Source organism: Rhizobium sp. CAU 1783 (assembly GCF_054551725.1).
Map to the genome: position 1 here is coordinate 80,843 of NZ_JBTOLM010000004.1, position 14,534 is coordinate 95,376.

Consider the following 14,534-nt stretch of genomic DNA (forward strand, 5'->3'; position numbering starts at 1 on the left):
ATTCAACTCTTAGAAGTCGATGGCCCTGCCATTGATCTCCCAGTCGCCGAAACGCGCCGGATCGGCGCCGCCGCGGCCACCGATTTCGGGTGCCGGTTGCTGTCGCTTCTCTGCGTTGCGACGCTCTTCCGCCTCGGCGAGCGCCCGCATTGCAGCCTCGCTCAACGGTCGGCGCGCCGGCTGAGGGACGTCAACTCCGGCATCCTGTGGCTGATTGTCATTGTCGGCGATGTCACTCATGACCGATTCATTTCCGAAATCATTGAAACTTTGCTCAGGCGTTTTACATCTAGTGCAGCCCTGCGCATCAACCAAGCTCTCATTGGCGTCAATGCGTCCAAAGACGGAGACAAGAGATGAACTCCATGCGTACCGCCATGTTGCTCGCTTTCATGACGGCACTTTTCATGGGTGTCGGTTACCTGATTGGCGGCCAGAGCGGCATGATGATCGCCTTCGTCGTCGCCGCGGGCATGAACTTCTTCTCCTACTGGAATTCCGATCGCATGGTGCTCCGCGCTTATCACGCGCAGGAGATCGATGAGAACAACGCCCCGGAATTCTTTGCGACGATCCGCGACCTTTCGAAGAATGCTGGCTTGCCGATGCCGCGCGTCTATATCTTCGACAGTCCGCAGCCCAATGCCTTCGCTACTGGCCGCAATCCGCAGAATGCCGCGGTTGCCGCCTCGACCGGCCTGCTTCGTCGCCTGACACCGGAGGAGGTGGCCGGGGTCATGGCGCACGAACTTGCCCATATCGAGAACCGAGATACCTTGACGATGACGGTGACCGCAACGCTTGCCGGTGCGATCTCGATGCTCTCCAATTTCGCCTTCCTGTTCGGCGGCAGCCGCGACGACCGGAACAACCCGTTCGGGTTCGTCGGCGTTCTGGTCGCGATGATCGTCGCGCCGCTTGCCGCGATGCTCGTGCAGATGGCCATCAGCCGTACTCGCGAATATGCCGCCGACCGGCGCGGCGCCGAAATCTGCGGCAATCCCCGGTGGCTTGCCTCCGCTCTCCAGAAGATTGCCGGCGACGCTTCCCACGTCGAGAACCTCGATGCAGAGCGCAATCCGGCGACCGCGCACATGTTCATCATCAATCCGCTGTCCGGACAGAGGATGGACAACCTGTTCTCGACCCACCCGAATACTGAAAACCGCGTCGCTGCCCTGCTCCAGATGTCGGAAAGTGGCTTTGGGGGATCGACGCGGCCGGCACCCGCTGATAATGCGCCCCGTAAATCGCGTTCCGTACCGAATACCGGGTGGGGTCGCGGTGGCTCCGAACCACCTAAGGGACCATGGTCTTGAACGACGAGCGCAATCGGCGAAAACCCTCCGGCAAGAACCCCACGATAGGACGTCCGGGCTCGGATCCGGCCCATCAGGCAGCGCCGAAGCCCGGCTTCGAGGTTCGCAGCGCGGCAACAAAGATCCTGGCGGCGGTCATCGACAAGAAGACCCCGCTCGACGGCATGCTCGACGCCGAACATGGCAACCCGGCCATTCGGAGCCTTTCCGAAGCTGACCGCGCTCTCGTCAGGGCGATACTTCACAGCGCCCTGCGTCACCTGCCGCGCATCGAGGCCATCATTGCCGGTCTGCTCGACACGCCACTGCCCGATGGCGCTCGCTCGCTCCATCATCTGCTGATCGTTGCGGCCGCGCAGATGCTCTACCTCGATGTTCCCGACCATTCGGCCGTCGATCTAGCCGTCGAGCAGGCCAATCGTGATCCCCGCAATCGCCGTTTCGCCAAGTTAACCAATGCCATCCTTCGCCGGATCGGGCGCGAAAAGGAGGCTCTGCTCGCCTCGGTCGCCGATCTCCCCTGCTTCCCGGATTGGTTCTTCGCGCGCATGGCCGAGGTCTACGGACCGGAGGCTGCACGCGCGATCGCCGAAGCACAGATGCAGCCGGCAGCGATCGACGTGACGGTCAAACAGGATACAGAGCTCTGGGCGGAGCGGCTCAACGGCAAGGTTCTGCCCACCGGCAGCCTGCGGCTCGAGCGTTTTCGGGGCACGATCCCCGAACTCCCGGGTTTCGACGAGGGCGCGTGGTGGGTACAGGATGCGGCCGCAGCACTTCCAGCCAGGCTCTTCGGTGACATTCGCGGCAAGCGTGTCGTCGATCTCTGCGCCGCGCCAGGTGGCAAGACAGCGCAGCTGATCGCAATGGGTGCCGAGGTAACCGCCGTCGAGCAGTCCCGCTCGCGCCTGACCCGGCTTCAATCCAATCTCGCCCGGCTGGGTCTCGAGGCGACGTGTGTGCTTTCCAACCTGCTCGATTTCAAGCCGGACCAGCCCTTCGACGCCGTGCTTCTCGATGCGCCTTGCTCCTCCACCGGGACGACGCGTCGTCATCCGGATGTGCTCTGGACGAAGGGGCCGGAGGACATTGCCAAGCTCGCCGAGCTTCAGGAAAAGCTGCTGCGTCATGCGCTGACACTGGTCCGTGCGGGTGGGCTGGTGGTCTTCTCCAACTGCTCGCTTGACCCTAGCGAGGGTGAAGAAATGATTGAGCGCGTTCTCGGCGGTGATGCGGGTCTTGAACGCGTTCCGGTCAATCCTGCGGACTGGACTGGCCTCGAAGATGCGGTCACCGCGCGCGGTGAAATCCGAACCACTCCGGCCATGCTTGCAACCGAAGGCGGCATTGACGGATTCTATGCATGCGCAATCGCTAAGATTTAACGGAATTTTCACTAAAATTGTTCGAATCTGAGGGAATACGCAATTGGCGGCTCGCAGATCGCGGGTTTCGGCGATATGCGGAACGACTGCGCCTTTCCTTCAAGGCGGATGATGGTGCGGATCGAGACACGCTCGACGCGTCCGGCGGGGATGTCGCCCGGGTTTCAGTGCGACAGCTTGGGAAGATGATGCGACTGACGCAACGCCAGAAGCTGGTCTATTTGTACATGGCGGAAACTGGCCGAAGGATCGTCCGCGCTTTCCGGCGCCTCCGTGTGCCATCTTTCGGCCTGCCGGGCGTGGCTCCAGGCCGTCTCATCGTCGCGCCGACGGATCTGCGCGTGATCGATCCCTTCGTTGCCGAAGAGATCTTCGTTGGGCGTTTCCCGCTTGCAGGCCGCATTCTCGATGCAGGCAACCAGTCGCCCTTCGCGCTTGAACTTCCGTCCCATCATTTTGCCGTACGGCTTCATTCCTTTGCCTGGTTGCGCCATATCCGTGCCGACAAGAGTGCGGCGGCCTGCGCCAATGCACGCGCGATCGTCGACGACTGGATCGGGCTGCATGGATCGAGGATCGGCGGCGTCGCATGGGAAGCCGATGTCATTGCCCAGCGCATCATCGCCTGGCTCTCACATTCCACGGTCGTGTTGCATGAGGCCGATGCCGGATTCTATCGCCGCTTCCTGACCAGCCTCGCCTATCAGGTGCGTTATCTTCGCCGCAATGCCGGACATGCTCCGGCCGGGTTTACCCGCCTTAGGGTGCGCATAGCGCTGGCGATGGCTTCGATCTCGATGGAAACGCGCGGGTCGACCATCCGTCGCAGTGCACGCGAACTCAATCGCGAGATCGACCGCCAGATCCTGCCCGATGGCGGTCATGTGTCCCGTAACCCGCAATCCGCAGTCGAACTGCTGTTCGACCTTCTGCCGCTGCGGCAGACCTACATCAATCTCGGGCATGAAGTTCCGGCCAGACTCATTCCGGCGATCGACCGCATGTATCCGGCGATCCGTTTCTTCCGCCATCAGAGTGGCGACCTTGCCCTGTTCAACGGTGCGAGTTCGACGCTTGCGAACGAACTGATGTCGGTGCTGCGCTACGACGAGACCGCCGGGCAGCCCTTCAAGGCGCTGCCGCATTCTCAATATCATCGCATGGCGGCTGGTGGCGCAGTCGTGCTGGTAGACACCGGCGTGCCGCTCTCGTCGGACCTGTCCCGCACGGCCCATGCGGGGTGCCTGTCCTTCGAGCTTTCGTCTGGACGGCACCGGTTCATCGTCAATAGCGGGTCGCCCCGCTTTGCTGGCGACAAGCTCAGGCAACTGGCCCGCACCACGGCCGCTCATTCGACGGTCTGCATCGGCACCTCATCGTCAGCACGCTTTTCGGAATCGGAGTTTCTCGGACCTCTCATGGTTTCCGGCGTCTCCAAGGTCGATGTATCGCGTCAGACCGGACCGGACGGCAGCGACCGACTCTGCGCTAGCCATGACGGTTATCTCGGCAAGTTCGGGCTGGTTCACGAGCGCGAGATCCGCATGAACGAAGCCGGCAACAAGATCGCCGGAAGGGACCGTTTCCTCACGCCGGACGGCACTCCCGCGACCGAAGCGCCGGCCGAGGCTGCTGTCGCCCGGTTCCATGTCCATCCCTCGATCACGCTCGAACGGATCGACGAACGCAAGGTGCGGATGACCGCCTCCGATGGCGAGAGCTGGACATTTTCGACGCCGACAGGACAGCTCCTGATCGGCGAGGACGTGTTCTTCGCCGATGTCTCGGGCGTGCGGCCGTCGCAACAGCTCGAACTTGCCTTCCAGGGCCCGGAAGTGCGCTGGTTTCTCGCCCATCACGCATAGAATGGTTCCCTCCGGGGGTAAGCTGTGCTAGGCGGCGGCATCGCGCACGCGATGTCCTTTTCCCCGGTAGCGCGGCAGTTCAGATCGGAGCAGAACCATGGCAGTCGTATCGAAGAAAATCCCCGTTCCAGACCGTGTCAAAGTCCGCACTGCCCTTCTGTCGGTGTCCGACAAGACCGGCATCATCGAGTTGGCCCAGGCACTGAACGACATGGGTGTACGCCTGCTGTCGACCGGTGGCACGCACAAGGCGATTGCCGCAGCCGGACTGCCCGTCACCGATGTATCCGAGGTCACGGGTTTCCCGGAGATCATGGATGGTCGCGTCAAGACGCTGCATCCGAACGTGCATGGCGGCCTGCTGGCGATCCGCGATGATGCCGAGCACGTCGCTGCGATGAAGGCGCATGGTATCGACGCGATCGATCTCTCCGTCATCAATCTCTACCCCTTCGAGGCGGTCCGTGCCGCCGGGGGCGACTATCCGACCACGGTCGAGAACATCGACATCGGCGGTCCGGCGATGATCCGCGCCTCGGCAAAGAACCACGCCTATGTCACCGTTCTGACCGACCCCTCCGACTACCCTGCTCTGCTCGAGGCCCTGAAGGCCGACGATTGCCAGACGACCTATGCGCTGCGCCAGCAGTTCGCCGCCAAGGCCTTTGCCCGCACGGCTGCCTATGACTCGGTGATCTCGAACTGGTTTGCCGAGGCTCTTTCCATCGACATGCCGCAGTATCGCGCGATCGGTGGCTCGCTGAAGGAAGCCATGCGCTATGGCGAGAACCCGCATCAGAGCGCCGGCTTCTACCTGACCGGCGACCAGCGCCCGGGCGTTGCCATGGCAACCCTTCTGCAGGGCAAGCAGCTTTCCTACAACAATATCAACGATACCGATGCGGCCTTCGAACTGGTGGCCGAGTTTCCGCCTGAACAGGGACCTGCCTGTGCGATTATCAAGCACGCCAATCCCTGCGGCGTCGCGACCGGTTCCAGCCTGGTGGAAGCCTATCAGCGGGCGTTGGCCTGCGATTCCGTCTCGGCGTTCGGCGGCATCATCGCTCTCAACCAGACGCTCGATGCCCAGACGGCGCATGAGATCGTCAAGCTGTTCACCGAAGTGATCATCGCGCCTTCCGTCACCGATGAAGCGAAGGCGATTGTCGCGGCAAAGCCGAACCTGCGTCTGCTCACCACGGGTGCCCTGCCCGATCCGCGCGCGCGGGGCATCGTCGCCAAGACGGTTTCCGGCGGTCTTTTGGTGCAATCGCGCGATAATGTCATGGTCGAGGATCTGGAACTCAAGGTGGTGACCAAGCGCGCGCCCACCGCGACCGAACTCGAAGACATGAAGTTTGCCTTCAAGATCGCCAAACACGTGAAGTCGAATGCGGTAATCTATGCGAAGAACGGCCAGACGGCGGGCATCGGAGCCGGCCAGATGAGCCGCGTCGACTCAGCCCGCATCGCGGCGCTCAAGGCCGAAGATGCCGCCAAGGCGCTCGGGCTTGCAGAACCGCTGACCAAGGGCTCGGCCGTCGCTTCGGAAGCCTTCTATCCCTTCGCCGACGGCCTGCTTGCCGCCATCGCGGCAGGTGCCACCGCGGTTATCCAGCCGGGTGGATCCATGCGAGACGCCGACGTCATTGCCGCAGCCGACGAACATGGCGTGGCCATGGTCTTCACCGGCATTCGACATTTCCGTCACTGACCGGCGATAGTCGCTCTGAGGAAGAAGCCCGGCATCGTCCGGGCTTTTTTATTGCTCGAGCGGGGCTGCCGGATGGGCAGCCGGATAAGGAGTTCTGAGCAGGATCACCAGGCCGCTGACGAGAAAGACGATCAGGCTCGCCATGCCGATGCGGGCCGAGCCGGTCCAGTAGGTCAGGAGCGAGAAACTGAGGGTGGCCATAAAGCTCGTGGCGCGGCCGGAAAGCGCATAGATGCCGAAGTAGCGTCCGGCCTCGGAAGGGCCGACGCTACGGGCGAGATAGGAGCGCGACGAGGCCTGGACCGGGCCGAAGGCAATGCCGATCAGCAGCCCATAGAGGATGTAGGCCTTTTCCGCGGGCGTCGAGAACAAGCCCTCGGTCGTCGTCACCGGCAGGCTCACCAGCCCGAAGAGCGTGAAGTCGGTGCCCGTCGAGATGATGCCGATCGTGGCAGCCAGCAGCGACAGCAGGCTGAGTACCACAACGAATTTGGATCCGAGCACTCGGTCGAGCGAACTTGCGGCGATGCAGCCGAAGATCGCGATGATGTTGAGGATGATACCGTAGATGCCGATCTCCATCGTCGACCAGCCGAACATCGCCGCCGCGAACACGCCGCCAAGGGTCAGCAGGCCGTTCACACCATCCTGGTAAATCATTCGCCCGACCAGGAAACGCAGGATTCCGGGCTTGTTCTTCAGTTCGGAAAGCGTGTGGCCGAGATCCCTGAGACCCGAGCGCACGGCTGCCGGAAGCGGCTTGCCGCGTCCTGCGTCGGGTGTGAACAGGAACATCGGAAGAATGAAGACGAGATACCAGAGGGCCGAGATCGGGCCGGTTACACGGGCGTCCTCGCCGGCGGAGGGATCAAGACCGAAAATGGGCGTCGCGCCCAAGAGCGTTTTACCAGTCTGCGGATTGCCGGCGATGAACAGGACGACACTGATCAGCACGATCATGCCGCCCAGGTAACCGAGGCCCCAGGCAATGTTGGACACGCGCCCGACGTCCTTCGTGCCGACGAGCCGCGGCATCATCGAGTCGTTGAACACGATCGAAAATTCGGCCGAGACCGTGGCAAGCACCATCAGGACCACGACGAAGGCGACGGGAGAACCGGGCGCCGCCGTCCAGAGGAGGCAGAGGCTAACAATCTTGATCACGGCGAAAAAGGCGATCCACGGCTTTCGTGAGCCGGATTCGTCGGCAATCGCGCCCAGGATCGGCGACAACACGGCGATGATGATCGACGAGATTGTCGCCATGTTGCTCCAGGTCGCCTGGGCGCTCACCGGATCGCTGGTGAGGCGCGAAACGAAGTAGGGACCGAAGATGAATGTCGTGATCACCGTGAAGAAGGGTTGGGCTGCCCAGTCGAACAACATCCAGCTCATCACCCCACGGCTATAGACCTTCTCTCCCCGGCCGTCCGTTACTCCCGCCTGTACCGTCACGCGTCCGTTCTCCCCCATCTGCCGATGGGGGACACTGTCATCTTGTCCGGTCGTTCGCAAGGTCGGTCAGCAGGCCTGCCGCCACCGTGATCTTCGCGAGACTGCCCTCGCTGCCCTCGCTGAGGGCCGCAAGCTCTGTTGCCAGCCGGTTGACCCGCTGGCGAGCGGCTGCGAGCCAGGCGTTGACCGGATGTTTCTCGCCGCCATGCCGGGCAAAGGCCGACACGACGATATCGCGACGAGCCGCACCGATCTGGTCGAGGCTGCGACCGAGCGCGAGGCTCTCGTAGTGATCGCTGCTGACGATCCGGTTTCCGGCGACCAGGATGCGATCGATCCGGAACGCCTCCGAAACAGCAAAATAGGCTTCGATGACACGCGGTAGCTGTGCTTCGGTCCGCATGGCGATCTGCATGACCTCTGGCACCAGGAGCAGGGTCTGCAGGCCGACTATTTCGCGGGCGATGTCTGCCGGGGCGCCGCCATCCTCCAGTTCTTCCACCTCCTGTTCGAAGGGTGCCTTGAGATTGGCCGGGAACGCCGAACCGAAGGCCTGGCGAGCTGATTTCACCGCAGACTTGAGGCGAGCGAGGGCCTCGGAGAGATCACCGGCCGACATGCCGGTCTCGACCAGCAGACGGGTGACGCCTGCATAGACGCGGGCGACGATCGCATGCATCCGGTTCTGAGTTTCGCCAGGGATCTTCGCGTCGAGCGCGTCGATCTTCTCCCAGAGCGCCGGTAGCTGAAGGCCGTCGCGGGTGAGCAGAGCCGCCCTGACGATCTCGGGCGGCATAGCGCCCGTGGCATCACCGATCGTGGTGATGAAACCCGGGCCGCCGCGATTGATCACGTGGTTGGCGAGTACCGTCGCGATGATTTCGCGATGCAGCCGATGCCCGGCGATGTCGCCCGCATAGGTCCTGCGCATCTTGGCCGGGAAGTAGTTGGTCAGCGCGCTTTCGCAATAGGGATCATCCGGCAGGTCGGATGCGACCAGCTGGTCGAAGAGGACGATCTTGGCATAGGAAAGCAGGACGCCGATTTCCGGCCGGGTGAGTGCCTTGCCGGACGCGAAACGCTCGGACAGCGTCGCGTTGTCCGGAAGGGTCTCGACCTTGCGGTTGAGGCGGCCGAGGCCTTCCAGATAGTTCATCAGGCGGCCGAGTTCCTCGCGGTTCGCTGCGCCCTTGCGCTGTGTCAGCGAGATCGCAAGCGTCTGCAGGTAGTTGTTTCGCAGGACCAGTTCCGCCACCTCGTTAGTCATATCCGAGAGCAGTTTGTCGCGCTTGTCGCGCGTCAGACGCTTGTCGGCCAGTGCCGAGGAGAGGGCAATCTTGATGTTGACCTCGACGTCGGAGGAATTGACGCCTGCCGAGTTGTCGATCGCGTCGGAGTTCAGGCGCCCGCCGCTCAAGGCATAGGCGATGCGGCCCTTCTGGGTGACGCCGAGATTGGCGCCCTCACCGATGACCTTGGCGCGCACTTCCCCGCCGGTGACGCGGATTGCGTCGTTTGCGCGGTCGCCGACATCGGAGTCCGCCTCGTCGGAAGCCTTGATGTAGGTACCGATGCCGCCGAACCACAACAGGTCAACAGGCGCCTTCAGGATCGCGTTCATGATGTCGAGCGGGGTAGCGACCGTCTTGTCGAGGCCGATGATCGCTGCCGCCTCAGGCGTGAGCGTCACCGATTTTTCGGCGCGCGAAATGATCATCCCGCCCTTCGACAGAAGCTTCGTGTCATAATCCTGCCAGCTGGAACGCGGCAGTGCGAACATGCGCTTGCGTTCCTTGAAGGAACGGGCCGTATCTGGATCCGGGTCAATAAAGATGTCGCGGTGGTCGAAGGCCGCGACGAGCCGGATCTTCTCTGACAGGAGCATGCCGTTGCCGAAGACGTCGCCCGACATGTCCCCGACGCCGGCAACCGTGAACGGCGTCGACTGGATATCGATGTTCATCTCGCGGAAGTGACGCTTGACCGCTTCCCAGGCGCCGCGCGCAGTGATGCCCATCTTCTTGTGGTCATAGCCGGCCGAGCCGCCGGAGGCGAAGGCGTCGTCGAGCCAGAATCCGGCCGCCTGGGCCAATCCGTTCGCGGTGTCCGAGAAGGTTGCCGTTCCCTTGTCGGCGGCGACGACGAAATAGGGGTCGTCATCGTCCAGCCGGACCGTGTCGGCCGGCGGCACGATCCGGCCGCCGTCGATGTTGTCGGTGATCGACAGCATGGTGGTGATGTAGGTCTTGTAGGCCTCGGTGCCGGCCGCCAGCCAGGCGTCGCGGCTGCCGCCGACGGGCAGGAGCTTCGGGAAGAAGCCGCCCTTGGCGCCGACGGGCACGATTACCGCGTTCTTGACCTGCTGCGCCTTGACGAGGCCGAGCACTTCCGTGCGGTAGTCCTGTGCGCGATCCGACCACCGCAGGCCGCCGCGGGCGACCTTGCCGAAGCGCAGGTGGACGCCTTCCACCTCAACCCCGTAGACAAAGATCTCGCGATAAGGTCGCGGTTCGGGAAGCCCTTCGAGCAGCTGCGGATCGAACTTGAAGGCGAGCATCGGCCGCTCGCTCTCGGCATAGGCCTTCTGATAGTAGTTGGTGCGAAGCGTGCAGTCGACCGAGTTGAGATAGCGGCGCAGGATCCGGTCCTCATCGAGGCTCGGAACCGAAACAAGGGCCGCCTCGAGAGCTGCCCGGCCCTCGGCGAGCTTCTTCAGGCGGATCTTCTCGCCGATCGTGGGATCAAACGTCGTTTCGAACAGCGAGAGGATGGAGGCGGTGATTTCCGGATACTTGTTGAGTGTATCGGCGATGTGGCGTTGGGAGTAAACGAAGGCGCATTGGCGAAGATGGGCGGCATAGGCGCGCAGCACATTGGCCTGACGCGCGCTGAGGCCCGCCGTCATCACCAGCCGGTTGAAAGCGTCGTTGTCGACCGTGCCGCGGAAGGCGAGCACCAGTGCCTCCTCAACGGCCTTGCCCTGGGTCGCGATGTCGAAGCTGCGCGCTCCATGGACCTGAAGTTCCATGTCGTGCAGGACGACCAGCCTTTCGATTTCATTCCGATCGGTGACACCGATGTCGAAAGTACGTTCGCTGATGACGCCGAAGCCGAGGTTTTCCAGCAGCGGAACACGGCGCGACAGCGGCAGATGCGCGCCTGCATGGAATATCTTCAGATAGAGAAGCTGGCCTTCATCGGCGGTGACTTCGTGGAATGCGATCGATATCGGCGCGCCGGCGAGGCAGGCTTCGATATGGCGGAGATCGGCGACCGCGTCCGCGGCTTCGAAGGCCTCCTGATAGGCCTGGGTCACGGAGAGCTTGGGCGCGGCAGGCCCGGCAAGAGTGGCAAAGCGATCGTCCCAGCGCGCGGTGATTTCACGGATCGCCTGCTCAAGGCGGGCTTGCGGAATGCGGGGCGTCTTGCCTTCGGAGCGGCCGATGATGATGTGCACACGGGCTACGCCGCCCTCGGGGAAGGCCGGATAGTAGGCAGATACGTGGCCCTCGTAGACGGTCCTGAAATAGTTGCCGATCTTCTCGCGGACGATCGAGTTGTAGTCCTCGCGCGGAACATAGACGATCAGCGAGACGAAGCGGTCGAACTGGTCGATGCGGGGGAGGACCCGGACCCGCGGGCGTTCGGAGAGGTCGTTGATCTGTTCGCAGAACTTCGCGAGGAGGTCGGTGTCGATCTGGAAGAGATCGTCGCGCGGATAGGATTCCAGCGTATTCTGCAGGATGCGACCGGAGTGGCTCTGCGGATCGAAGCCGAAATGGCTCGTCACCTTTTCGATCTTGGCCCGGAGCAGCGGGATCTGGTTGACCGAGCGGGTATAGGCCGTCGCGGTGAACAGGCCGACGATGCGGAGTTCGCCGACAACCCTGCCGTCAGGCCCGAAGCGTTTCACGCCGACATAGTCCATGTAGGCGCGGCGATGCACGACCGACTTCACATTGGCCTTGGTGACGATGAGGAAATCGGGGCCCTGCAGGAAGGCAAGAATTTCCGGCGTCGTCGTGACGGCATGCTTGCCTTGGCGGAGCACGAGGACGTCCGGGTCGGACAATATACCGAGCCCCTGGCCGAGGCTGCGCTCGACCTTCGCCTCCGGTCCTTCTCCCGTGTAGACATATTCGCGCATGCCGAGGAAGGTGAAATTATCGCTGCGGAGCCAATCGAGGAAGGCCAGCGCTTCGTCGCGGTCCGCCTTGCGGCGTCCTGCGCCCGAGGCGACACCGGCAAGCTCCTGCATGGCCGCGTCGAGCAAGGCAAGCATGGGTTTCCAATCGGCGGAGGTCATCTGGACTTGGGCGAGCACCAGGGCCAAACTTGCCTTCAGCGCGGTAGCCTGATCGGCCGTCAGCGGTGCGATGTGGATCTGCATGTAGCTGACACGGACCGCTCCCTCGACCTCGTGTTCCGGGGTCGAGAGCGAGACTTCGCCTTCCTCGGTCCGGGCGAGGATCGGATGGACCGCCATGAAGATGTCGCGGTAGAGGCTCGTCACTTCACCCATGACTGAATCGTAGAGGAAGGACTTGTTGCGATCGACGACCGACAGCACGCTGACCGGAACACCGTCCGGGGTAACATCGGCGATCGGCTCGATGGTGATGCATGGCTGCTCGCCGTCCCAGGCGGCCAGGTCTTGCGCGGCGCGTACGGCGGAGAATGCGAGCATTTCGGGTGTGTAGAGATCGAGGTCGTCGTTGCTTGCGCGACCGAACAGAATGCCGGGATCGATGAAGGCCTCCCCGTTTGCCACGGCGATACGGCGTGCGCTTTCGAATTGCTGCTCCCGCCGGGGTTTCCTGTTCGCGACCATTCTTCTCTTCCTCCCTGTCATCGGCACATTGTGCGGATGATCCATAAAACTGTTTTCCCAATGGTGTATCTGCTTCGGGCCGCATATGGAAAGATCCATTGTACGGTTGTGCAATTGCTAGGAGCCAATTGGTGCACGATATTGACAGCCTCGGGCGAAAAGCGTGATCAAAAGACCGAACTAACAGGAAATTTCCGCCATGACAGAGAAATCCCAAGGCGCGGTGATCGTCATCTCGAGCCACGTCGTCCGCGGATCGGTCGGCAATCGTGCCGCCGTGTTCGCGCTCGAGAGCCTCGGTTTTCCTGTCTGGGCGCTTCCGACGATCGTCCTGCCCTGGCACCCTGGTCACGGTCCCTCGACGCGGCTGACCTTCGGGGAAGAGGAATTCGATCATGCCATCGACGATCTCATCCGCGCGCCCTGGCTCCCGGAGGTCAAGGCGGTCCTGACCGGCTATTTCAGTAATGCCGCCCAGCCTCACGCGGTTGCCCGGCTTGTCAGGGCCCTGCGGGCGCGAAATCCCGATCTGCTCTATGTCTGCGATCCGGTCATGGGTGACCTCGGTGGTCTCTATATCCGCGAGGAGACGGCGATTGCCGTCCGCGATCAGCTGATCCCGCTCGCCTCGCTCGCCACGCCTAACCGCTACGAGCTTGAGTGGCTTGTCGGTGCCCGGCTTTCCACAAATGCCGAGATCATGGAAGCGGCTCTTTCGCTCGGGCCGCCCCGCATGCTGGTCACTTCGGCTGTGCCGATGATGGCCGGCGGTACCGGCAATCTCTATCTGAGCGGTAAGCATGCGCTCCTCGCCGAGCACCGGCTGATCGACAATCCACCGAATGGGCTCGGTGATCTGACATCGGCCGTCTTCCTCGCCCGTTTGCTGGACGGTGTGCCGGACGAGCGCGCGCTACAGCTCACGACGGCGAGCGTCTTCGAGGTTCTCGCCCGCACCGCCAAGCGTGGCGGCGACGAACTGACGCTCGAAAGCGATGCTGCCAGCCTTTCAACGCCGATGGCGCTGGTTCAGATGCGGCACCTGCTGCATCCCGCACAAAGGCCGAAACGCAGCTGAACGCGATTCGCATTGCCGCTTTGCGTTCGAAGCTTGCGTGAAACTGTTGCCATGACGGCCCGGTCGCGCTAATCGATGGGCATGAAGCGTTTTCCAGTTCCCCTCCTCAACGGTTATCGCAACTTCATGTCCGGGCGTTATGTCGACGAACGGGAGCGATACCGCGTTCTGGCGGACCAGGGGCAGAAGCCGCACACATTGATTGTCGCCTGCTGCGATAGCCGTGCGGCGCCTGAGACGATCTTCGATGCCGGCCCCGGTGAACTCTTCGTGGTTCGCAACGTTGCGAACATGGTTCCTCCCTACGAGCCGGACGGGCAGTATCACTCGACTTCCGCCGCTCTGGAATTTGCGGTCCAGGCACTTCGCGTGCGTGACATCATCGTCATGGGCCATGGCCGCTGCGGCGGTATTCGCGCCGCGCTCGACCCCAGCGCCGAACCGTTGTCGCCGGGTGATTTCATCGGCAAGTGGATGAACCTGGTCAGCACCGCCGCCGAACAGATCCAAGGCAATTCGGTGATGACCGACAGCGAGCGGCAGACGGCGCTGGAACGCATCTCCATCCGCAATTCGATTGCCAATCTTCGCACTTTCCCGTGTGTGAAGATCCTGGAAGAACGCGGCAAACTGCAGCTCCATGGCGCCTGGTTCGACATCTCGAACGGCGAACTCTGGATCATGGATCCCGATACGCGGGATTTCGTTCGCCTCGACAAGTGATTACGACGCGAAATATCCGTCCACCGTCGAGTCTAATTTAGAACTTATTCATGTCATGGCGCTAGCGTCACCCTTGAAATTATAGGGTGGGCCGCGACCTGACTGCTACTGCCGGGCCGGGGCCACCAATGCCCTTTCCACTTTCCTGGTGCGTGGATGAACTT

9 protein-coding genes are annotated in these 14,534 nt (G+C 62.5%); 6 read left to right on the top strand and 3 right to left on the bottom strand.

The features are described from left to right. Nucleotides 1–9 precede the first annotated feature (9 nt). Nucleotides 10–240 carry a DUF1674 domain-containing protein gene (locus ACX93L_RS16830; RefSeq protein WP_169593168.1) on the bottom strand — a complete coding sequence of 77 codons (231 nt, stop codon included), beginning with the start codon at nt 238–240 and terminating at the stop codon, nt 10–12. A 116-nt stretch (nt 241–356) separates the two neighbouring features. On the opposite strand from ACX93L_RS16830, the gene htpX reads away from it, so the two are divergent. The 4 genes from htpX to purH all read left to right on the top strand — a co-directional run bounded on the left by htpX (nt 357) and on the right by purH (nt 6,283). Next, nucleotides 357–1,319, top strand: coding sequence for a zinc metalloprotease HtpX (htpX, locus tag ACX93L_RS16835; RefSeq protein ID WP_459405894.1), 963 nt, complete (start codon nt 357–359; stop codon nt 1,317–1,319). Further along, nucleotides 1,310–2,704, top strand: coding sequence for an RsmB/NOP family class I SAM-dependent RNA methyltransferase (locus ACX93L_RS16840; RefSeq protein ID WP_459405895.1), 1,395 nt, complete (start codon nt 1,310–1,312; stop codon nt 2,702–2,704). The genes htpX and ACX93L_RS16840 overlap by 10 nt, the downstream gene beginning before the upstream one ends. 188 nt (nt 2,705–2,892) lie before the next feature. Then, nucleotides 2,893–4,569 carry a heparinase II/III family protein gene (locus ACX93L_RS16845; RefSeq protein ID WP_459405896.1) on the top strand — a complete coding sequence of 559 codons (1,677 nt, stop codon included), beginning with the start codon at nt 2,893–2,895 and terminating at the stop codon, nt 4,567–4,569. A 97-nt stretch (nt 4,570–4,666) separates the two neighbouring features. Next, nucleotides 4,667–6,283 (top strand): bifunctional phosphoribosylaminoimidazolecarboxamide formyltransferase/IMP cyclohydrolase, encoded by a 1,617-nt coding sequence (purH, locus tag ACX93L_RS16850; RefSeq protein ID WP_459405897.1) that lies wholly within the window; start codon nt 4,667–4,669, stop codon nt 6,281–6,283. A 48-nt stretch (nt 6,284–6,331) separates the two neighbouring features. On the opposite strand, the gene ACX93L_RS16855 is transcribed toward purH, so the two are convergent. Both ACX93L_RS16855 and ACX93L_RS16860 read right to left on the bottom strand, forming a co-directional pair. Next, the gene (locus ACX93L_RS16855) at nt 6,332–7,678 is read right to left on the bottom strand and encodes an MFS transporter (RefSeq protein WP_459406242.1); all 1,347 of its coding nucleotides are present in this window, start codon (nt 7,676–7,678) and stop codon (nt 6,332–6,334) included. Nucleotides 7,679–7,775: 97 nt separating this feature from the next. Beyond that, on the bottom strand, nt 7,776–12,569 hold the full coding sequence (locus tag ACX93L_RS16860) for an NAD-glutamate dehydrogenase (RefSeq protein WP_459405898.1): 4,794 nt from the start codon (nt 12,567–12,569) through the stop codon (nt 7,776–7,778). A gap of 199 nt (nt 12,570–12,768) precedes the next feature. Between ACX93L_RS16860 and pdxY the strand changes: the two genes are divergently transcribed. After that, complete coding sequence (pdxY, locus tag ACX93L_RS16865; RefSeq protein ID WP_459405899.1) at nt 12,769–13,647, top strand: pyridoxal kinase PdxY; 879 nt, start codon at nt 12,769–12,771, stop codon at nt 13,645–13,647. Between the two features lie 81 nt (nt 13,648–13,728). Beyond that, nucleotides 13,729–14,370: a carbonic anhydrase gene (locus ACX93L_RS16870; RefSeq protein WP_169593184.1), complete on the top strand. Its 642-nt coding sequence runs from the start codon at nt 13,729–13,731 to the stop codon at nt 14,368–14,370. Nucleotides 14,371–14,534: the final 164 nt, after the last annotated feature.